The 18987-nt window shown below is 71.6% G+C and carries 21 protein-coding genes; 16 read left to right on the top strand and 5 right to left on the bottom strand.

From position 1 onward, the window contains the following. Window positions 1–16: 16 nt before the first annotated feature. Complete coding sequence (locus tag Ate02nite_RS10730; protein ID WP_203803036.1) at window positions 17–379, top strand: DUF742 domain-containing protein; 363 nt, start codon at window positions 17–19, stop codon at window positions 377–379. Next, window positions 360–980 (top strand): GTP-binding protein, encoded by a 621-nt coding sequence (locus Ate02nite_RS10725; RefSeq protein ID WP_203803034.1) that lies wholly within the window; start codon window positions 360–362, stop codon window positions 978–980. The genes Ate02nite_RS10730 and Ate02nite_RS10725 overlap by 20 nt, the downstream gene beginning before the upstream one ends. Here Ate02nite_RS10725 and Ate02nite_RS10720 read toward each other — a convergent pair. Beyond that, complete coding sequence (locus Ate02nite_RS10720) at window positions 977–2122, bottom strand: uroporphyrinogen-III synthase (protein WP_203803032.1); 1146 nt, start codon at window positions 2120–2122, stop codon at window positions 977–979. The genes Ate02nite_RS10725 and Ate02nite_RS10720 overlap by 4 nt on opposite strands. A 567-nt stretch (window positions 2123–2689) precedes the next feature. Between Ate02nite_RS10720 and rplM the strand changes: the two genes are divergently transcribed. The 3 genes from rplM (at window position 2690) to glmM (ending at window position 5091) form a co-directional block, all read left to right on the top strand. Beyond that, window positions 2690–3133, top strand: coding sequence for a 50S ribosomal protein L13 (gene rplM / locus Ate02nite_RS10715; protein ID WP_203803030.1), 444 nt, complete (start codon window positions 2690–2692; stop codon window positions 3131–3133). A gap of 20 nt (window positions 3134–3153) precedes the next feature. Further along, a complete protein-coding gene (gene rpsI / locus Ate02nite_RS10710) occupies window positions 3154–3651 on the top strand; it encodes a 30S ribosomal protein S9 (protein ID WP_239147280.1) in 498 nt (165 codons plus the stop codon). Between the two features lie 90 nt (window positions 3652–3741). Next, entirely contained in the window at window positions 3742–5091 is a 1350-nt protein-coding gene (gene glmM / locus Ate02nite_RS10705) for a phosphoglucosamine mutase (protein WP_203803028.1), read from the top strand. Here the strand turns inward: glmM and Ate02nite_RS10700 are convergent. Next, window positions 5088–6260, bottom strand: coding sequence for a pyridoxal phosphate-dependent aminotransferase (locus Ate02nite_RS10700; RefSeq protein WP_203803025.1), 1173 nt, complete (start codon window positions 6258–6260; stop codon window positions 5088–5090). The two genes, glmM and Ate02nite_RS10700, sit on opposite strands and share 4 nt — an antisense overlap. A gap of 1 nt (window position 6261) precedes the next feature. Next, window positions 6262–7143 carry an MmpS family transport accessory protein gene (locus tag Ate02nite_RS10695; protein ID WP_203803022.1) on the bottom strand — a complete coding sequence of 294 codons (882 nt, stop codon included), beginning with the start codon at window positions 7141–7143 and terminating at the stop codon, window positions 6262–6264. Between the two features lie 172 nt (window positions 7144–7315). On the opposite strand from Ate02nite_RS10695, the gene glmS reads away from it, so the two are divergent. Continuing rightward, window positions 7316–9199 carry a glutamine--fructose-6-phosphate transaminase (isomerizing) gene (gene glmS / locus Ate02nite_RS10690; protein ID WP_203803019.1) on the top strand — a complete coding sequence of 628 codons (1884 nt, stop codon included), beginning with the start codon at window positions 7316–7318 and terminating at the stop codon, window positions 9197–9199. Between the two features lie 114 nt (window positions 9200–9313). Here the strand turns inward: glmS and Ate02nite_RS10685 are convergent, their stop codons facing one another. After that, complete coding sequence (locus Ate02nite_RS10685) at window positions 9314–10792, bottom strand: alpha/beta hydrolase (RefSeq protein WP_203803016.1); 1479 nt, start codon at window positions 10790–10792, stop codon at window positions 9314–9316. After that, entirely contained in the window at window positions 10789–11076 is a 288-nt protein-coding gene (locus Ate02nite_RS10680; RefSeq protein WP_203803013.1) for a type VII secretion target, read from the bottom strand. Before Ate02nite_RS10680 ends, Ate02nite_RS10685 begins: the two co-directional genes overlap by 4 nt. Before the next feature lie 203 nt (window positions 11077–11279). Between Ate02nite_RS10680 and Ate02nite_RS10675 the strand changes: the two genes are divergently transcribed. The 10 genes from Ate02nite_RS10675 to Ate02nite_RS10630 all read left to right on the top strand — a co-directional run bounded on the left by Ate02nite_RS10675 (window position 11280) and on the right by Ate02nite_RS10630 (window position 18954). Further along, window positions 11280–11648, top strand: coding sequence for a holo-ACP synthase (locus Ate02nite_RS10675; protein WP_203803012.1), 369 nt, complete (start codon window positions 11280–11282; stop codon window positions 11646–11648). A 73-nt stretch (window positions 11649–11721) separates the two neighbouring features. After that, window positions 11722–13179, top strand: a complete 1458-nt coding sequence (locus Ate02nite_RS10670; RefSeq protein ID WP_203803009.1) for an NAD(P)H-hydrate dehydratase — start codon at window positions 11722–11724, stop codon at window positions 13177–13179. A gap of 54 nt (window positions 13180–13233) precedes the next feature. Beyond that, complete coding sequence (alr, locus tag Ate02nite_RS10665; protein ID WP_203803006.1) at window positions 13234–14358, top strand: alanine racemase; 1125 nt, start codon at window positions 13234–13236, stop codon at window positions 14356–14358. After that, a complete protein-coding gene (locus Ate02nite_RS10660) occupies window positions 14355–15416 on the top strand; it encodes an alpha/beta fold hydrolase (RefSeq protein ID WP_203803003.1) in 1062 nt (353 codons plus the stop codon). The genes alr and Ate02nite_RS10660 overlap by 4 nt, the downstream gene beginning before the upstream one ends. Continuing rightward, window positions 15413–15871, top strand: a complete 459-nt coding sequence (gene tsaE / locus Ate02nite_RS10655; protein WP_203803001.1) for a tRNA (adenosine(37)-N6)-threonylcarbamoyltransferase complex ATPase subunit type 1 TsaE — start codon at window positions 15413–15415, stop codon at window positions 15869–15871. Before Ate02nite_RS10660 ends, tsaE begins: the two co-directional genes overlap by 4 nt. Next, window positions 15868–16542, top strand: coding sequence for a uracil-DNA glycosylase (locus tag Ate02nite_RS10650; RefSeq protein WP_203802982.1), 675 nt, complete (start codon window positions 15868–15870; stop codon window positions 16540–16542). The genes tsaE and Ate02nite_RS10650 overlap by 4 nt, the downstream gene beginning before the upstream one ends. A gap of 9 nt (window positions 16543–16551) precedes the next feature. Continuing rightward, window positions 16552–17208 (top strand): tRNA (adenosine(37)-N6)-threonylcarbamoyltransferase complex dimerization subunit type 1 TsaB, encoded by a 657-nt coding sequence (tsaB, locus tag Ate02nite_RS10645; RefSeq protein ID WP_203802979.1) that lies wholly within the window; start codon window positions 16552–16554, stop codon window positions 17206–17208. Next, window positions 17208–17645 carry a ribosomal protein S18-alanine N-acetyltransferase gene (gene rimI / locus Ate02nite_RS10640; RefSeq protein ID WP_239147279.1) on the top strand — a complete coding sequence of 146 codons (438 nt, stop codon included), beginning with the start codon at window positions 17208–17210 and terminating at the stop codon, window positions 17643–17645. Before tsaB ends, rimI begins: the two co-directional genes overlap by 1 nt. Then, a complete protein-coding gene (tsaD, locus tag Ate02nite_RS10635; RefSeq protein WP_203802965.1) occupies window positions 17638–18690 on the top strand; it encodes a tRNA (adenosine(37)-N6)-threonylcarbamoyltransferase complex transferase subunit TsaD in 1053 nt (350 codons plus the stop codon). Before rimI ends, tsaD begins: the two co-directional genes overlap by 8 nt. Before the next feature lie 9 nt (window positions 18691–18699). Next, window positions 18700–18954, top strand: coding sequence for a hypothetical protein (locus Ate02nite_RS10630; RefSeq protein ID WP_203803425.1), 255 nt, complete (start codon window positions 18700–18702; stop codon window positions 18952–18954). Window positions 18955–18987: the final 33 nt, after the last annotated feature.

Genomic DNA, 18987 nt, shown 5'->3' with positions numbered 1-18987 from the left:
AGGGGGTGATCGCGTCATGGGGCAACCACAGGACCCACGGGGCAACCTGGTTCGCCCGTACGCGGTCACTCGCGGACGGACCGAGCCACGCCGTGACATTCCGATCGAGGCGATCCTGGTAGCCAGCCAGGCCGCCTTACAAGAGGCCCGGTTCGCCGGGCACGACAAGTACCGCATCGCGGTGCTCTGCGAGGCAAAACCGCAGTCCCTGGCCGAGCTCTCCGCGTTCACCCGGCAACCGCTGGGCGTGGCGCGGGTGCTGGTCGCGGACATGGTCGCCGACGGACTGCTGTCGTTGCACAGCGCCGCTCCCAAGAAGGGCTTCACGGAGCGGATGGATCTGCTGGAAAGGGTGTTGAGTGGACTTCGCAAGCTCTGAGCGGGCGGGGGCGCAACCCAGGGAGATCACCTCCGCGAAGATCGTGATTGCGGGCGGCTTCGGCGTCGGCAAGACGACGCTCGTCGGTGCCGTCTCCGAGATCGAGCCGCTGACCACCGAGGCGCTGATGACCTCGGCCGGGCAGGGCGTCGACGACGCGTCCAAGGTGCCCGGCAAGGAGACCACCACGGTGGCGATGGACTTCGGCCGGATCACCATGGCCGACGACCTGATCCTCTACCTCTTCGGTACCCCCGGGCAGACCCGCTTCTGGTTCATGTGGGACGAGCTCATCCGGGGTGCCGTGGGTGCGGCGGTCCTGGTCGACACCCGCCGCATCGCGGACGCGTTCGCGCCGCTGGACTACTTCGAGAACCGGCACCTGCCGTACATCGTGGCCCTCAACTGCTTCGACGGCGCGCCGCGCTACGAGCCGGACGAGGTGCGCGAGGCGTTGGCGATCCCGCCGCACGTACCCCTGGTGATGTGTGACGCCCGCCACCGTGAGTCGGTCAAGGCGGTCCTGGTGCAGGTGGTGGAGCACGCGATGGCCACCCTGGTGGCCGAGCAGTCCGGGGGTTATCCGGCCGTCGTCGGCTAGTTCGGCAGCCGGTAGCCCCGCTTGACCACCGTTTGAACCACCCCGGGAGCGCCCAGACCGGCTCGGAGGCGGGCCACCGCCATCTCGACCGCGTGTTCGTCGGCGCCCCGGGGGAGAGCATGAAGTAGCGCCGCCCGGGACAGCACCCGGCCGGGCGTGGCGGCCAGCGCCCGCAGCACGGCCATCGGCGCCGGCGCGAGCGGCCGCAGATCGCCGTCGACGACCGCGGCATGGCCGCGCAGGGTCAGCGAATGGCCGGCCACCTCGAGCGAGACCGCCCGCTTCGGCAGTTCCTCGACGATCGTCCGGACCAGGGCACTCAGCCGGGCCCGCGCGGGCGCCACGACCGGGATGTCGTGCCGCTTCAGCGGCGCCGCCGTGACCGGGCCCACACAGGCCACCAGGACGTTCGAGCGCAACGCGGCCAGTAGACCGTCGGAACCGGGCCCCGCGGCCCGCAGGAGAGCTGTGACGGCCGCTGCCGAGGTGAATGTCACCGCGTCCACCAACTGGCCGGTGATGAGGTCGACGAGGCGGTGCAGCGGGGCCGGGTCGGTCGGCGCCGCCCAGCGGTAGACCGGCACCTCGATCACTCGGGCCCCAGCGGCCTCCAGGGCCTCGGTGTATTCCGGCTGACTCTCGCCGTGCAACTGGAGCGCGACCGTCAGGCCGGCGATGCCGCGGGCCTTGAGGTGGTCGACGACCTCCTCGTAGCTCTCCCCCTCGGGGGACCACTGGTCGTGCAGGCCGGCCGAGCGGATCGCGGCCCGGGCCTTGGGCCCGCGGGCGACCAGGTAGGCGCGGGCCAGCGCGGCGCGCAGCGGCTCGGCCAGGCCCCAGCCCTCGGCCGCCTCCAGCCAGCCCCGCATGCCGATACCGGTGTTGACCAGCACGATGTCGGGCGGATGGTCGAGGCAGGCCCGGGTAGCGGCCTTGAGCTCGGCGTCATCGGCGATCGGGACGATCCGCAGGGCCGGGGCCAGCACCACCCGGGCGCCCCGGCTCTCCAGGAGCCCGGCCAGCTCGTCCCGGCGCCGGTCGGCGGTAACCCCGACCGTGTAGCCGGACAGCGACGCGGTCGGCTCGGCCAGGGCGGCCGCAGTGATCACCGTCCGTCGCGTTCCCCCCGCGCGGTCGGTCATGTTTTTTCGAGAAGTCGCGGCGTGGCCAAACGGTCCACCGAAGGGCACGCTCGGAGTTCGCCGTCCTCAGCGTCGACCCGCTCCCATGTCACGCTTGCGATCTCCGCCGTACCTCCGCTCGGCGCACACCGCGACTTCTCCTCGCCAGACCGATTAGGTCCGGCGGTCACCGTCAGGTCCGTCCTCAACCCTGACGGTGGCCTATCCATAGTGCGCCGTCGACGCACGCGAGGGCTACGCTCAGCCCGCGTCGTCGAGGGGTGCGCACCATTGGTCATGCCTGGAAGCGTGCCGGTGGGGAATTTCGGCTCGGCGTCCCGTTTGTTTCGAGCCTGCTAAGACGCATTGATCTGTGACCTGGATGACCTTGGATCCCGGGCTCGGGTGCGTCGGGAGAGCAGAGTATGCTTGGCGGGCATATCGTGAGGGGTCCTGTGGGACCCACCTCGTTTTGACCACGTGTCGCGCGGCCGGGTATTGTTGCCTGCTGTTGTGTGAGCGCTTGAGATTCTGTTCTCGACGCGACCAGCGCGCGACCCCAGACCGACGACAAGACAAGGTAATTCTGTGCGTACGTACAGCCCGAAGCCGGGTGAGATCGAGCGTCAGTGGCACATTATCGACGCTTCCGACGTCGTTCTGGGCCGCCTGGCTACCCACACCGCCAGTCTCCTGCGCGGTAAGCACAAGCCGACCTTCGCGCCGCACGTCGACACCGGCGACTTCGTGGTGATCATCAACGCGGGCAAGGTGGCTCTGACCGGCAACAAGCGGCAGACCAAGGTCGCTTACCGGCACTCGGGCTACCCGGGTGGCCTCAAGCAGATCGGCTACGAGGAGCTGCTCACCAAGCGGCCCGAGAAGGCGATCGAGCTGGCCGTCAAGGGCATGCTCCCGCACAACAAGCTCGCGCGGCAGATCATCAAGAAGCTGAAGGTCTACCCGGGCGCTGAGCACCCGCACGCCGCTCAGCAGCCCCAGCCGTTCGAAATCACCCAGATCGCGCAGTGAGCGCGGGAGAAGGCAGCAGCATGTCCGACATCATCGAGCCCGAGGTCGTCGAGACCGTCGAGGAGCCCGCTGAGACGGTCGTCGTCGTTGAGACGCCCGCGCCGGCCCCGGTCCGCGCCCCGCGTCCCGGTGACCGTCCGATCCAGACCGTTGGCCGCCGCAAGGAGGCCATCGTCCGGGTGCGTCTCATCCCCGGCACCGGCAAGATCACCTGTAACGGTCGCGACCTCGAGGCCTACTTCCCGAGCAAGGTGCACCAGCAGCTCATCCGTGAGCCGCTGAACATCGCCGAGAAGGCCGAGCAGTTCGACGTGATCGCCAACCTCCGCGGCGGCGGCATCACCGGCCAGGCCGGTGCGCTTCGCCTCGGCATCTCCCGGGCGCTCATCACGAACGAACCGGACGACCGCCCGGCCCTGAAGAAGGCCGGCTTCCTCACCCGGGACTCCCGGGTCAAGGAAAGCAAGAAGTACGGCCTCAAGAAGGCCCGTAAGGCTCCGCAGTACTCGAAGCGCTGATCGCTTTCTAGGCGGCCGGGTTCGCCCCCCTCGTTGGTTGGGGGGCGGGCCCGGCCGTTTTGCATTCGTTTCCCTCGAAAGGAAGCCGCCATGGGGCGACTCTTCGGTACCGACGGTGTGCGCGGGCTCGCAAACGGCGACCTGACGCCGGAACTGGCCCTGTCCGTCGCGGTCGCCGCGGCCCGGGTCCTGGTCGAGAGTGACACCAGCCACCAGCCGCTCGCCATCGTCGGGCGCGACCCGCGGGCCAGCGGCGAGATGCTCGAGGCGGCCGTGGTCGCCGGGCTGACCAGCGCCGGAGCCAACGTGGTGCGGGTCGGCGTGCTGCCCACCCCGGCCGTGGCCTACCTGGTCGCGCAGACCAACGCCGACCTCGGCGTGATGCTCTCCGCCTCGCACAACCCGATGCCGGACAACGGCATCAAGCTGTTCGCGGCCGGCGGCACCAAGCTGCCGGACGAGCTGGAGGCGCGGATCGAGCAGGCCGTCGAGGACGGGCACGGGGTGATCGGGCGTCCCATCGGCGGTGCCATCGGCCGGGTCAACGACCTGCTCGACGGGGCCGAGCACTACATCAAGCACCTGGTCGCCGCCACGCCGAACCGGCTCGAGGGCATCAAGGTCGTGGTGGACTGCGCCAACGGTGCGGCCAGCGAGGTCGGGCCGATCGCGTACGAGGAGGCCGGCGCCGAGGTCATCGCGATCCACGCCGACCCGGACGGCCTCAACATCAACGAAGAGTGTGGTTCCACCCACATGGAGAAGGTCCGGGACCGGGTCCTCGCCGAGGGTGCCGACCTCGGCATCGCGCACGACGGGGACGCCGACCGCTGCCTGGCCGTCACCGCTTCGGGTGACATCGTCGACGGCGACCAGATCATGGCGATCCTCGCGCTCGCCATGCGGGACGCCGGCACGCTCACCAACGACACGCTGGTGGCGACCGTGATGAGCAACCTGGGCTTGAAGATCGCGATGAAGCAGTCCGGCATCAAGATGATCGAGGCCAAGGTCGGCGACCGGTACGTCCTGGAGGAGCTGAACGCGGGCGGGCTGGCGCTGGGCGGCGAGCAGAGCGGGCACATCGTGATGCCCGAGTTCGCCACCACCGGCGACGGCGTGCTCACCGGGCTGCACCTGATGGCCCAGCTGGCCGGCAGCGGGAAGTCGCTGGCCGACCTGGCCGCCGTGGTGCACAAGCTGCCGCAGGTGCTGATCAACGTGCGGGTCGGCGACCGGGAGGCCGGCGCGGCCGCCCCGACCGTGCAGGCCGCCGTCGCGCTGGCCGAGGACGAGTTGGGCGAGACCGGCCGGGTGCTGCTGCGCCCCTCCGGCACCGAGCCGCTCGTTCGGGTGATGGTCGAGGCCGGCACCGAGGAGCAGGCTCGCTCGGTCGCCGAGCGGATCGCCGCCGAGGTCAACTCGGCCAGCCCCGCTTAGATCTTCGCCAGCCTCCGGGCGGCCTCGTCGATGACCTCTTCGCGCTTGCAGAAGGCGAACCGGATCAGGTGCCTGCCCTCGTCCTTGTGGTCGTAGAAGACCTGGGTGGGCACCGCGACGACGCCGCAGCGGGCGGGCAGTTCCCGGCAGAAGTCGGCGCCGTCCGTTCCGCCCAGCGGGGTGATGTCGGTGGTCACGAAGTAGGTGCCCTCGGACGGCTGGACCACGAAACCGGCCTCGGTGAGGCCCGCCACCAAGCGGTCGCGGCGGGCCTGCAGGGTCGCCCGGAACTCGGTGAAGTAGGTATCCGGCAGGCCGAGCGCGACCGCAACCGCCGGCTGAAGTGGGCCGGCGTTCACGAACGTCAGGAACTGTTTGACGCGCTGCACGGTGGAGACCAGCTCGCGCGGGCCGGTCGCCCAGCCGACCTTCCAGCCGGTGCAGGAGAACGTCTTGCCGGCCGAGGAGATGCGCAGCGTCCGCTCCCGCATGCCGGGCAGCGTGGCCAGCGGGGTGTGCGGCTCGGCCGCGTCGGTGAAGACCAGGTGCTCGTAGACCTCGTCGGTCACCGCGTACGCGTCGAATTCCTGGCAGAGCTCGGCGATCAGGGTGAGTTCGGCGCGGGTGAAGACCTTGCCGGTCGGGTTGTGCGGCGAATTGAGCAGCACCAGGCGAGTGCGCGGGCCGAACGCGGCGCGCAGCTCGGCCTCGTCGAAGACATATCGGCCCTGCGGGCCCGGGCGCAGGGTCACGGTCCGTCGCACCGCGCCGGCCAGGGTGATGCTCGCCGCGTACGAGTCGTAGTACGGCTCGAACGTGACCACCTCGTCGCCGCTCTCGCATAGTCCCAGGATCGCGGCGGCGATCGCCTCGGTGGCGCCCGCGGTGACCACGACCTCGGTGTCCGGGTCCCGGCTCAGGCCCCAGAAGCGCTGCTCGTGCTCGGTGATCTTCGCCCGCAGGGCGGGGATCCCGGGCAGCGGAGGGTACTGGTTGGCGCCACCCCGCAGCGCCTCGGCGGCGGCCGCCAGCATCTCCGGTGGGCCGTCGGTGTCCGGGAAGCCCTGCCCCAGGTTGATCGAGCCGGTGCGCACCGCCAGGGCGGACATCTCGGTGAAGATCGTGGTGCCGAACGCCCGCATGCGCTCGACCAGTGGATCGGCCGTCATCTCACTCCAGGACCAGTTGGGTGCAGTTGGCGGAGGCGAAGTTGGATTGCCCGGACTCGTTCGCCTTGACCTCTTTGCCGTCGACCAGCGCGCGGCAGCTCACCGAGCCCTCGCTGGTGCCGACCCGGAGAACGACGATCGACAACAGCGCCGGGATCTCGGCCTGGGCGGTGACCTTCCACGGAAGCTTCACGTTTTCCAGCCGCTTCGGCGACTCGCCGATCTTCTCGACGTAGACGATCGACACCGGGCCGTCGCCGGTCACCTCGTACGTCACGGTGATCTGCCGGCCGGTGCCGTCCGTGCTGCCGGTCGGCAGGTCGGTGGGCAGGCCGGGCAGCTCGGGCACCGAGGTCGGCAGGTCGCCGACCGCCTCGGCGGCCTTGTCCTTGACGCCGCGCGCGATCAGCACGCCGGCCGTGGCGATGCCGCCGCAGAGCAGCAGCGCGACCGCCAGGATCACCGCGATGATCGGGGCGCTGCTCCGGCGGGGTGGCGGCTGGGGCGGCTGGAAGCCCGGTTGGTAGGCCTGCGGCGGGTAGCCGGCCGGTGGGTATCCCGGCGGCGGATAGCCGCCGTAGCCGTCGGGCGGTGGCGGCGCATAGCTGACCGGCTGCGGCGGCGCATAGTTGACCGCCGGGAACTGCGACGTCGGCGGGTAGTTAGGCGCCGGCGGTGGCGGGATCGTGGCGTAACCCGGGGAGTAGGCCGGGGGCTGCGGGGCGCTCGGCGGCTGGTAGGGCTCGGGCGACCACGAGTCGCCGGACGGTGTCGACCAGGGCTGCCCGGAGACCGGGGTGCTGGTGCCGTCCGGGCTGGGCGGTGGCGCGGCCGAGGGGTCCGGGTTGCGGCCCGGCTGCTGGTTGTTCGGCTGGTCGGTCAAGCTGTTCTCCCGGGTTCGGCGCGCAAGCTGACGGTACGCCAGCAGCGCCACCTGGCAATCGCCGGTACCGGGCGATCGGCCAATTCAAGGGCACCCTTTCGAGCAAATTGGATGCTCGAAAGGGTGCTTCCCGAGCATGCGCCGTGAGCGGTATTCGGTTACGCTGCCCCTCATGTGTGGCATCGTGGGTTACGTCGGCGGTCGTCCGGCGCTCAGCATCGTTCTCGACGGACTTCGCCGACTGGAGTACCGCGGTTACGACTCCGCCGGCGTCGCCATCGTCGACGACGGTGTCGTTCTGACCGAGAAGAAGGCCGGCAAGCTGGCCAACCTGGAAAAGGCCCTGGCCGAGCGGAGCGGCGACAACATCGCCTCCGGCACCACCGCGATCGGGCACACCCGGTGGGCGACGCACGGCGGCCCGACCGACCGCAACGCCCACCCGCATCTCTCCGCCGACGGGCGGGTCGCCGTCATCCACAACGGCATCATCGAGAACTTCTCCCGGCTGCGCGCCGAGCTGGAGGCGACCGGCGTCGAGTTCGCCAGCGACACCGACACCGAGTGCGCGGCCCACCTGCTCGCCGCTGAGGTGCGCGCGCTGCGCGAGGCCGGTGCCGCCGCCGGCCCGCAGCTGCTGGCCGAGGCCATGCGCCGCACGGTCCGCCGGCTCGAGGGCGCCTTCACGCTGCTGGCCATCGACGTCGACGTGCCCGACGCGGTGGTCGCCGCCCGCCGCAACTCGCCGCTCGTGGTCGGCCGCGGCGACGGGGAGAACTTCCTGGCCAGCGACGTCTCCGCGTTCATCGAGCACACCCGGGAAGCGATCGAGCTCGGCCAGGACCAGGTCGTGCTGATCACCCCGGCCGGCATCGAGATCACCGGCTTCGACGGCGAGCCCGCCACCGGCAAGGAGTTCCACATCGACTGGGACGCCAAGGCTGCCGAGAAGGGCGGTTACGACTACTTCATGCTCAAGGAGATCGCCGACCAGCCGGACGCGATCGCCGACACCCTGCTCGGCCGCCTCTCCGACCGCGGCGAGATCGTCCTCGACGAGGTGCGCCTGACCGACCAGGACCTGCGCGACGTCGACAAGGTCTTCATCGTGGCCTGCGGCACCTCCTACCACGCCGGCATGGTCGCGAAGTACGCGATCGAGCACTGGACCCGGATCCCCTGCGAGGTCGAGCTGGCCAGTGAGTTCCGTTACCGCGACCCGATCCTGGACCGCTCCACGCTGGTGATCACGATCAGCCAGTCCGGCGAGACCATGGACACGCTGATGGCGCTGCGGCACGCCAAGGAGCAGAAGGCGCGGGTGCTCGCGATCTGCAACACCAACGGCTCGACCATCCCGCGCGAGTCCGACGCGGTGCTTTACACCCACGGCGGCCCGGAGATCGCGGTCGCCTCCACCAAGGCCTTCCTGACCCAGCTGGTCGCCTGTTACCTGATCGGTCTGCACCTGGCCCAGATCCGCGGCGTCATGTATGCCGACGAGGTCGCGGCCGTGGTCGAGAAGCTGCAGAGCACGCCCGACAGCCTGCGCACCCTGCTCGGCCAGATGGAGGACGTGCGCGCCCTGGCCCGCGACCTCAAGACGGCGACGACGGTGCTGTTCATCGGCCGGCACGTCGGTTACCCGGTGGCCCTCGAGGGTGCGCTCAAGCTCAAGGAACTCGCCTACATGCACGCCGAGGGCTTCGCCGCCGGCGAGCTCAAGCACGGCCCGATCTCGCTGATTGACGAGGGCACCCCGGTGGTCTGCGTGGTGCCGTCCCCGGCCGGCCGGGGCGTCATCCGCGACAAGGTGGTCTCCAACATCCAGGAGGTCCGCGCCCGCGGCGCCCGCACCATCGTCATCGCCGAGGAGGGCGACGAGAGCGTCCGTGCTTACGCCGACCACCTGATTCCGGTGCCGAAGACGCCCACCCTGCTGGCCCCGCTGATGACCACGGTCCCGCTGCAGATCCTCGCCTGCGAGATCGCCGCGGCCCGCGGCCTGGACGTCGACCAGCCCCGGAACCTGGCGAAGTCCGTCACCGTCGAATAATTCGCGACCGTAGGCCGCCCGCCTGGGCGGGCGGCCTCCTCGGCTGTCCGCCCCCGCCCACCGGGGGCGGTCCTCGGCCTTTCCGTGCGAGTGGGTCCGCGGTGATCGGCGGGCTCATCGGGCGGTGCCCAGGGTGATTGACGCCAGGGCGTCCAGGGACGGGCTTCCGCGGTCCCAATAACCCAGGTGGCCGGCGTCGGGGCTGCTGGGGAACAGGCAGGCTCCGAACGACGGATCGCTCGGGTTGTGCCCGAACCAGAGGTCTTGGTGAGGGCGGCTGAAGGCCAAGGCCGGGCCGATGATCGGGACGGCCGCGGCCAGCTCCAGCTTCTTCAGCAGGGAGCCGGGGGCGGGTGCCGCGTACTGGATGATGTCGCTGCGCGAGGTCGACGACCAGACATGGCCGGCCGGGACCGCCAGGTCGCCGGCCGTGTCGACGCCCACGCCCGGCGAACCGACGAACACCACGTCGTCGGCGGCCAGACCGGCCGTGGTGGCCGCCTTGCCCACCACCACCGAGCCGTAGCTGTGCCCGACCAGAGTCTGCCGGGCCGGCGGGCCGTCCTCGGTCGCGCGCAGCCCCTCCAGGAAGCGCCGCAGCGCCGGAGCGCCCGCCTCCGCCCGGCGAGCGCTGGCAGCCTCGTCGACGAAGTCGGGTGCGTCGTAGTCGAGCCAGAGCACCGCGCTGGTCGATGCGGCCGGGGACAGCTCGGTGGCCCGCTCGGCCACCCGGGCGGCCCGGGACAGCTCGCCGCTGAACGACGCCAGGCCGGCGGTCATCCCGGGCACGTGGGTAATCACGTTGTCGGCCCGGTCGGGGTCGCCGAGCGCCACCACGGCGCGGCCCTCCTCCCGGTCGTCGAGCCGCAGCAGGTAGGCCCGCGGGCCGTCGTCGTCGGCCAGCCGGTCGGCGAGCGCGTCGAGCCCGGGCGCTTGTTTCACCTCGGCGCGCCGTTCCTCCAGCAGCAGGCGGTTGGCGGTGTCGCGGTCGGCGGCCGGGATGCCGTCCAGCGGGCCGAGCCAGGACGGCTCGGTGGCGAGCAGCCACTGCCGCTCGGCGGTGGTCAGGCCGGCCCACCAGCGGCTCACCTCGGCCGGCGACGCCGTGCCGGCGGGCCGATCGGGCGGCGGTGCGGTGGGCTGCTGGGCGGCGGCCGTCAGCCGGGCCATCCGCTCGGCGGCGCGGTCGTCGGCGTGCGCGGCCACGCTGATCGCGGCGGACACCTCGGTCGCGGCGGTGGGGTCGCCGGGCGAACGGACGCTGCCGTCGTCGTCGATGAGCACGCCGCGGCGGCCGGCCCGGGCCAGCAACTCCCGGGCCCGCTCCATGGACACGGCGAACTCGCTCGCCGTCTGGTCGGCCTGCCAGCAGAGGACCCGGAACAGCACGAGCCGGCGCCGGAGCGCGGCCACCCGGGCCAGCGCGGCCGAGGCTGCTGCCCCGGACCAGGCGGCCGCGGTGCGGGACAATCGGGTGGTGAGGTCGGCGGCCAGGCGGCCGGCCAGGGCCGCCCAGCGCCGCCAGGCCAGGGCCACGCCCCGCCACCGGCTCGGATCGGTTACCCGCAGCCGGGCATAGACCACGGCGGTCATCGGAACGACCGGAGGCGGGTGGTGGCGCGGGCGTCGGCCAGCTCGTAGGCCTCGGCGGCGATGGTTATCCGGCGGGCAGTCTCGTCGATGTCGGCGCCGAGCAGGGCGAGCTGGTGGCGGGCGGCCTCGGCGGCCAGCGACGCCGCGTCGGCCGTCGGCCAACGCGGGGTTTGCTGGGCCGGCGGCGTCTGCGACGTCCCGGCGGTCACCTCGGCCGCGGTGTCGGCCAGGGCGGAGGCGGCGCGGCGCAACTCGTCGGTGTCGACCTCGAGATCGGGATTCATCGGCAACCTCCATGCGGGCAACGGCGAAGCTTGCGTGGGCAAGCCCCGGGGATGCGCCGACGTTAGGCGCCGGGGAACCGGGCCGGGTGTGGTTGTGGACGGCGGCGGAGGCGCATACGGCCGGGTTGTCCACAGGCCTTGCACACCACCCGGCCGTGCGTTACGCCGCAGCGTCGGCCATCGGCTACCGATAGGGTTGGGCCGTGATCGTGGCTGTCGGTATCGATGTTGTCCTGGTGGACCGCTTCGCCCGGGCTCTCGACCGAACGCCGTTGCTCGCGGATCGGCTCTTCACCGAGGGCGAGCGGTTGACCGGCTCCGGCAATCCGCGCTCGGCTGAGTCCCTCGCCGCGCGGTTCGCCGCGAAGGAGGCGGTGGCGAAGGCGCTCGGTGCCCCGGCCGGGATGCGCTGGCATGACTGCGAGATCGTCTCCGATCCGGACGGCCGCCCGTGGTTGACCGTCTCCGGTACGGTCGCCGCCGCTGCAACCGAGCGGGGTGTCACCCGGTGGCACCTTTCGCTCTCACATGACGGCGGGATCGCCTCGGCGATGGTGGTCGCGGAATCCTGAGCAGCGGGAACGCGAAACTGTCGTACCCGGGGCCTAAAACCTTTGGCATCACACCGAGGGCACTGGAGGGCTGATGCGGCAGGCATGGCGGGTCGCGGATGTGCGTGCGGCCGAGAAGGCGTTGATGGCGTCGCTGCCGGAGGGCACGCTGATGCAGCGGGCCGCGGCCGGCCTGGCCCGGCGCTGCGCACTGCTGCTCGACGAGGGCGGCGGGGTCTACGGCGCGCGGGTGCTGCTGCTGGTGGGCAGCGGCGACAACGGCGGCGACACGCTCTACGCCGGCGCCGCGCTGGCCCGGCGGGGTGCCCAGGTGCGTGCTCTGTTGCTGCGGCCCGAGCGGGTTCACCTGGCCGGGCTGGCCGCGCTGCGGTCGGCCGGTGGGTTCACCGTGCGCGAGCTGGGATCCCGGGCCGACCTGGTGCTCGACGGCATCGTGGGCATCGGCGCGAGCGGCGGTCTGCGTCCGCCGGCCGCCGGCCTGGTGGCCCGGCTGGCTGACCTGCGCGGTCGCGACGGCGACCGGCCGGTGGTGGTGGCGGTCGACGTGCCGAGCGGCGTCGCGGTGGACACCGGTGACGTGCCGGGCGAGGCGGTCACGGCCGATGTCACGGTCACCTTCGGCTGCCTCAAACCGGCGCACGTGCTCGGGGCGGCCGCGGTGCGCTGCGGTCAGGTGGAGCTGGTCGACATCGGGCTCGGTCCGGCGTTGCGCGCCGACCCGGTGGTCCGGGTGCCCGACGTCGCCGACATCGCCGGGTGGTGGCCGCAACCGGGCCCGGCCTCCGACAAGTACACGCGCGGCGTGGTGGGCATCGCGACCGGCTCGGCGAAATACCCGGGGGCCGCGTTGCTGTCGGTGAGCGGGGCGCTGGCCGGCCCGACCGGCATGGTGCGCTATGCCGGCAGCGCCCACCACGAGGTGGTCCGGGCGCATCCGTCGGTGGTGGCGGTGCCCCGGCCGGGTGATACGGGGCGGGTGCAGGCGTGGTTGTGCGGGTCCGGGCTGGGCACCGACGACGAGTCGCGGCGCACCCTGCGCATCGTGCTGGCCTCGTCGTTGCCGGTGGTGCTCGACGCCGACGCGCTGACCCTGCTGGTCGACGGAAAGCACGCCGAGGACCTGCGACGAGACGCGCCGCTGGTGATCACGCCGCACGACGGGGAGTTCAAACGGCTGGCCGGGGAGGCGCCGGGCCCGGACCGGGTCGGCGCCGCCTGCAAGCTGGCCGCCTGGATCAACGCGGTGGTGCTGCTCAAGGGCGACCGGACGATCGTGGCGACCCCGGGCGGTGAGGTGTGGGTCAATCCGACCGGCAGTTCGGCGCTGGCCACGGCCGGCAGCGGCGACGTGCTCGCCGGGCTGCTCGGCTCGCTGCTGGCCGGTGGGCTGCCGCCGGAGCGGGCGGCGATCGCGGCGGCCTATGTGCATGGCCTGGCCGGTCGGCGGGCAGCCGAGGCCGGTCCGGTGACCGCGCCCGACGTGGCGGCCGCGTTGCGCCCGGTGCTGGCCGACCTGCTCTCCGCCGGGTGAGTGGGCTGAGCAGCCGTAACCGAGTTGGTCATCGCGAAAAGTAGGCTGGGAATCATGTGGCAGGCCGAGGTTCGGATCGATCTGGACGCCATCCGGGACAACGTGGCGTTGATGCGCGCCGGCACCAGCGCCGAGGTGATGGCGGTGGTGAAGGGCGACGGGTATGGGCACGGCATGCTGCCGTCCGCGCGGGCAGCGCTGGCCGGCGGGGCGACCTGGCTCGGCGTGGCGACCCTGGACGAAGGGCTGGCCCTGCGCCGGGCCGGTCTGGACGTGCCCGTGCTGGCCTGGCTGCATTCCCCGGGGCTGGCGCTGCACGAGGGCGTCGCGGCCGGCCTCGATCTCAGCGCGAGCAGCGTGCAACTGGTCGAGGAACTGGTGACGGCGGCCCGCCGGGCGGAGCGGACGGCTCGGGTACACCTGAAGTTGGACACCGGCCTGGCTCGCGCCGGAGCCACCCCGGCCGAATGGCCGGCCGTGCTGGAGGCGGCGGCGAAGGCGCAGGCCGACGGCGACATCGAGGTGGTCGGGGTGTGGAGCCACTTCGTCTACGCGGACGTGCTCGGGCACGAGACGACCGACCGGCAGCTGGCCGCGTTCGCCGACGGGCTGGCGGTGGCCGAGCGGTTCGGGATCAGCCCGCGGTACCGGCACATCGCCAATTCGGCGGCCACGCTGACCCGGCCGGACGCGCACTACGACCTGGTCCGTCCGGGGATCGCGGTCTACGGGTTGTCGCCGATCGAGGGTGAGACGTTCGGGCTGCGGCCGGCCATGACCGCCCGTGCCCGGGTGGCGCAGACCAAGCGGGTCCCGGCCGGGCAGGGCGTCTCCTACGGGCATACCTATTTCACCGAGCGGGAGACGACACTCGCGCTGGTGCCGCTCGGCTACGCCGACGGGGTGCCGCGGGCCGCGTCGAACGCCGGGCCGGTGCAGCTGGCGGGCAAGCGGCGCACGATCGCCGGCCGGGTCTGCATGGATCAGATCGTGCTGGACGTCGGCGACGACCAGGTGTCGGCGGGCGACGTGGCCACGCTGTTCGGGCCGAGTGATCAAGGGCCGACCGCGGACGACTGGGCCGAGGTGGTGGGCACGATCAACTACGAGATCGTCACCCGCTTCGGGAGCCCGCGCGTGCCGCGGATCTACGATGGCACGGCCGGGGTGACCTCGTGAAGCGGCGGGCCAAGCAGGTCGGCATCGCCGGGGCCGCGGTCGGTGTGGTCGCGGCCGGGCTGGCCACGGCGTTCGCGGTCGAGCGGGCCCTGGTCCGGCGGTCGGTAAACGCCCCCGGCGACCAGTACGCCGAGGAGACCTTCGCCGACCCGCCGTTCGACGCCGAGCTCACCGTCACCGCGGCCGACGGCACCGACCTGCACGTCGAGGTGGTCGAGCCGAAGCGCGACACCGGCAAGCCGACGATCGTCTTCGTGCACGGCTTCGCGCTGGACATGGGCACGTTCTACTTCCAGCGCAAGCTGTTCACCGAGCGCGGCGACCACCGGCTGGTCCTCTACGACCAGCCCGGGCACGGCCGGTCCGGCAAGCTCGAATCCGGCAACTACGACATCGCCGGGCTCGGCAAGTCGCTGGCCGCGGTGCTCGACGCGACCGTGCCGGACGGGCACATCATCCTGGTCGGGCACTCGATGGGCGGCATGACGATCATGGCGTTCGCCGAGCAGTACCCGCAATGGTTCGGCGACCGGGTCACCGGCGTGGTGCTGATCTCCACCTCGGCGCGGGTGATCGATCGCGCCAAGCTGGCGGTGCCGTCGCTGGTGGCCCGGGCCAGCGCACCGTTCTTCCCGCTCTGGGGCAAGGCCGCGCACCTCGGCGGCGGGGCCATCGACCGGGCCCGGCTGGTCTCCAGCGACCTGGCCTGGCTGCTGACCCGGCGGTACGGCTTCGGCGACGCGAAGCCGAGTCCGTCGTTGGTCTCCTTCGTGGAGGGGATGAACTCCAAGACCTCGGTCGAGACGCTCACCAAATATCTGCACACGCTCTACCAGCACAATCGCTTCCCGGCGCTGGCCGCGCTCCGGGGCGTGCCGGTGCTGGTCATCGTCGGTGACCGGGACTATTTGACCCCGGTTGCGCAGTCCGAGGAGATCGTGGCCTACCTGCCCGACGCCAAGCTGGTGAAGGTGGAGAACAGCGGGCACGTGGTGATGCTGGAACGGGCCGACGAGGTCAACGCCGCGCTGGTGCCGTTCGTGGAGAAGATCTCGTGAAACTGGCCACCGTCGAGGACACCAAGGCCTTCGGGCGCCGGCTCGCCGGCCTTCTGCGCGCCGGCGACCTGGTGCTGCTCTCCGGGCCGCTCGGGGCCGGCAAGACCGTGCTGGTGCAGGGCATCGGCGCCGGGCTCGAGGTGGAGGGGGCGATCACCTCGCCGACCTTCGTGATCGCCCGGGTGCACCGGGGGCGGACGCCGCTCGTGCACGCCGACGCCTATCGTCTCGGTGACAAGCCGGACCCGCGCGCCGAGATCGACGACCTCGATCTGGACGCCTCGGCCGACGACGCGGTGACCGTCGTCGAGTGGGGGGCCGGCCTGGTCGAGCGACTCAACGACGAATACCTGCAGGTCCGCATCGACCGACTGGACGACGACACCCGGGTGGTGGAACTGGTGCCGCACGGCGGCGACTGGGCCGACCGCCTCCGCGAATTGGAGACTCCGTGAACCTGCCCGAGCTTCTTCCGGCCCAGTGGCGTGCCGAGCTGGAGCCGTTCCTCGACGCCGACGCGACCGCCGCGCTGGGCACTTTCGTAGCCGGTGAGTACGCGTCGCAGACCGTCTACCCGCCGATCGAGGACCTGTTCGCGGCGTACCGGCTGTGCCTGCCGGAGCAGACCCGGGTGCTGATCCTCGGCCAGGACCCGTACCACGGGCCGGGCCAGGCGCACGGGCTCAGCTTCAGCGTGCGCGAGGGCGTGCGGATCCCGCCGTCGCTGCGCAACGTGTTCAAGGAACTGGCCGAGGACGCCAACATCGCGCCGCCCGCCTCCGGTGACCTCACCAACTGGGCCAAGCAGGGGGTGCTGCTGCTCAACGCGGTGCTCACGGTCCGGGCCGGCGCGGCCGCGTCGCACGCCGGCAAGGGTTGGGAGGCGTTCACCGACGCCACCATCCGGGCGCTGAACGCCCGCGACGAGCGGGTCGTCTTCCTGCTCTGGGGTGGTTACGCGAAGAAGAAAGCCGTCCTGGTCACCAACCCGGCACACATCGTGCTGGAGGCCGGTCACCCCAGCCCGCTCAACCGGGAGGGCTTTCGCGGCGCCCGCCCGTTCAGCGCAGCCAACAAGGCCCTGGCCGACGGCGGTCGCCCGCTTGTCGACTGGGACCCGCGTTAGGGTCGGCACGTGCTCGTTCTAGCTCTCGATACCGCCACCCCCGCGTCCACGGCCGCGCTGGTGGAGGTCACCGCCGACGGCCTGTCCGGCATCGCCGAGCGGCGCACCGTGGACCCCCGGGCGCACGGTGAGAAATTGGCGCCCGAGATCGCGGCGGCCCTGGCCGAGACCGGGGTGCGCCCGTCCGACCTGGGCGCGATCGTCGCCGGTCTGGGGCCGGGCCCGTTCACCGGGCTGCGGGTCGGCCTGGCGACGGCCGCGAGCATGGCGCACGCGCTCGGCATCCCCACCTACGGGGTCTGCTCGCTCGACGCGCTGGGCCGGGCGGCCGGACCGGGTCGGGTGCTGGTCGCCACCGACGCGCGTCGCCGGGAGGTCTACTTCGCGACCTATCTGGACGGTGTCCGGGTCGGCGGTCCCGAGGTGGCGAAACCGGCCGAGGTGACCGGGGAGTTCGATCGGGTGGCGGGCGAGGGCGGCCTGAAATACGGGGACCTGTTCGGCGTACCGGTGGAGGAGCATTTGTTGTACCCGCCGGGCGCGGCCCTTGTCGCTCTGGCGGCCGAGCGGATTCGCGAGGCCGCGCCGAGCGAGCCGCTCACGCCGCTCTACCTGCGGCGTCCCGACGCGGTCGAACCGACCGGCCGAAAGACCGTGCTGACCTGATGCGCATCGAACGATTCCGCTGGTGGCACATCGCCGAGGTGCTGGGCATCGAGGAAGACCTGTTCGGTGCGGAGAAGTGGTCGCCGGCCATGTTCTGGAACGAACTGGCCCAGCGCGAGCGCAACTTCTACATCGTGGCGCTCGACGAGGGGCTGCTCGGTTACGCCGGTCTCGCGGTGAACGACGGCGAGGCCTGGGTGCAGAACATCGCGGTGCGCCGCACCGCCCAGCGGCGCGGCGTGGGCCGGGAAATGTTGGAGACGCTGCTCGGCGAGGCCGAGCGGCGGGCCATCAAACAGACGTTGCTGGAGGTCGCGGTCGACAACGCACCGGCCCAGCAGCTGTACGCGATGTACGGTTTCGAGCCGGTCGGGATCCGCCGCGGCTATTACCAACCCAGCAACACGGACGCCCTGGTGATGATGCGCGATGTCTGACGAACCCCTGGTCCTCGGGATCGAGACCTCCTGCGACGAGACCGGTGTCGGCATCGTCCGCGGGCACACGCTGCTGGCCGACGCCATAGCGTCCAGTGTGGAGCAGCATGCCCGGTTCGGCGGGGTCGTTCCCGAGGTGGCCAGCCGCGCTCACCTCGAGGCGATCGTGCCGACCATGCAGCGCGCGCTCGACGACGCCGGCGTCACGCTGGCCGACATCGACGCGATCGCGGTGACCAGCGGCCCGGGCCTGGCGGGCGCGTTGCTGGTGGGGGTGGCGGCGGCCAAGGGGTACGCACTGGCCGCCGAGAAACCGCTGTACGGCGTCAACCATCTCGCCGCGCACGTGGCCGTCGACACCCTGGAACACGGTCCGCTGCCGGAACCGGCGATCGCCATGCTGGTGTCCGGCGGGCATTCGTCGTTGCTGCTGGTCGACGACCTGGCCCACGGGGTGACCCCGCTCGGCGCCACCATCGACGACGCCGCCGGTGAGGCCTTCGACAAGGTGGCCCGGCTGCTCGGGCTCGGTTTCCCGGGCGGGCCGGTGATCGATCGGCGGGCGCGCGAGGGTGACCCGGCCGCGATCGCCTTTCCGCGTGGCCTGTCCGCGCCGAAAGACCAGGCCGCACACCGTTTCGACTTCTCCTTCTCCGGCCTGAAGACCGCGGTGGCCCGCTGGGTGGAAGCTCGTGAACGGGACGGCGAGCCGGTGCCGGTGGCCGACGTGTCGGCGAGTTTCCAGGAGGCGGTCTGCGACGTGCTCACCGCCAAGGCGATCGACGCCTGCCGGACCAACGGGGTGCAAACCCTGGTGATCGGTGGCGGTGTCGCCGCCAACTCGCGGCTGCGGGTGCTGGCCGAACAGAGGGCGGAAAAACACGGCATCCGGGTACGCGTTCCGCGTCCCGCACTGTGTACGGACAACGGCGCGATGGTCGCGGCGCTCGGTTCCCGGCTGGTCGCGGCGGGGGTGGCGCCGAGTCGTCTCGATCTGCCAGCGGATTCCGCAATGTCATTGACCACGGTCAGCGTGACGGAGTAGGCAATGGACATGATCGCACGGATGTGGGAGGTGCGGGCCCTCGCGAGCGGCTTCGACGAGCTGCTGACCTGGGTCTGTGACGTGGCGGTGCCCCGGCTGGAGGTGCTGCCGCAACACGTGTCGAGCGACGTGTACTCGTCGACCGACCACCGCATCGTGGTGATCACCAAGTGGCGGAACACCCCGGAAAATCTGCCGGTGCCGCCGGCCAAGCTGGTCGCCCGCGCACCGCACGTGTGGGATTTCAGCCCGGTCGACCGCTGAGAAATCGCGTCGCGAACTGTCGTACCCGGCCCG

Origin of the sequence: Paractinoplanes tereljensis (assembly GCF_016862435.1) — a bacterium.
GTDB lineage: Bacteria > Actinomycetota > Actinomycetes > Mycobacteriales > Micromonosporaceae > Actinoplanes > Actinoplanes tereljensis.
Note: the sequence above shows the minus strand (reverse complement) of the source record. Positions and strands in the feature narration are given on the sequence as shown.

Excerpts from the sequence above, each read along its gene's own strand:
- Ate02nite_RS10730 (WP_203803036.1), top strand. The coding sequence starts at position 17 with ATGGGGCAACCACAGGACCCACGGGGCAACCTGGTTCGCCCGTACGCG.
- Ate02nite_RS10720 (WP_203803032.1), bottom strand. The coding sequence starts at position 2,122 with ATGACCGACCGCGCGGGGGGAACGCGACGGACGGTGATCACTGCGGCC.
- rpsI (WP_239147280.1), top strand. The coding sequence starts at position 3,154 with ATGTCCGACATCATCGAGCCCGAGGTCGTCGAGACCGTCGAGGAGCCC.
- glmM (WP_203803028.1), top strand. The coding sequence starts at position 3,742 with ATGGGGCGACTCTTCGGTACCGACGGTGTGCGCGGGCTCGCAAACGGC.
- Ate02nite_RS10700 (WP_203803025.1), bottom strand. The coding sequence starts at position 6,260 with ATGACGGCCGATCCACTGGTCGAGCGCATGCGGGCGTTCGGCACCACG.
- glmS (WP_203803019.1), top strand. The coding sequence starts at position 7,316 with ATGTGTGGCATCGTGGGTTACGTCGGCGGTCGTCCGGCGCTCAGCATC.
- Ate02nite_RS10685 (WP_203803016.1), bottom strand. The coding sequence starts at position 10,792 with ATGACCGCCGTGGTCTATGCCCGGCTGCGGGTAACCGATCCGAGCCGG.
- Ate02nite_RS10680 (WP_203803013.1), bottom strand. The coding sequence starts at position 11,076 with ATGAATCCCGATCTCGAGGTCGACACCGACGAGTTGCGCCGCGCCGCC.
- Ate02nite_RS10670 (WP_203803009.1), top strand. The coding sequence starts at position 11,722 with ATGCGGCAGGCATGGCGGGTCGCGGATGTGCGTGCGGCCGAGAAGGCG.
- alr (WP_203803006.1), top strand. The coding sequence starts at position 13,234 with ATGTGGCAGGCCGAGGTTCGGATCGATCTGGACGCCATCCGGGACAAC.
- rimI (WP_239147279.1), top strand. The coding sequence starts at position 17,208 with ATGCGCATCGAACGATTCCGCTGGTGGCACATCGCCGAGGTGCTGGGC.
- tsaD (WP_203802965.1), top strand. The coding sequence starts at position 17,638 with ATGTCTGACGAACCCCTGGTCCTCGGGATCGAGACCTCCTGCGACGAG.
- Ate02nite_RS10630 (WP_203803425.1), top strand. The coding sequence starts at position 18,700 with ATGATCGCACGGATGTGGGAGGTGCGGGCCCTCGCGAGCGGCTTCGAC.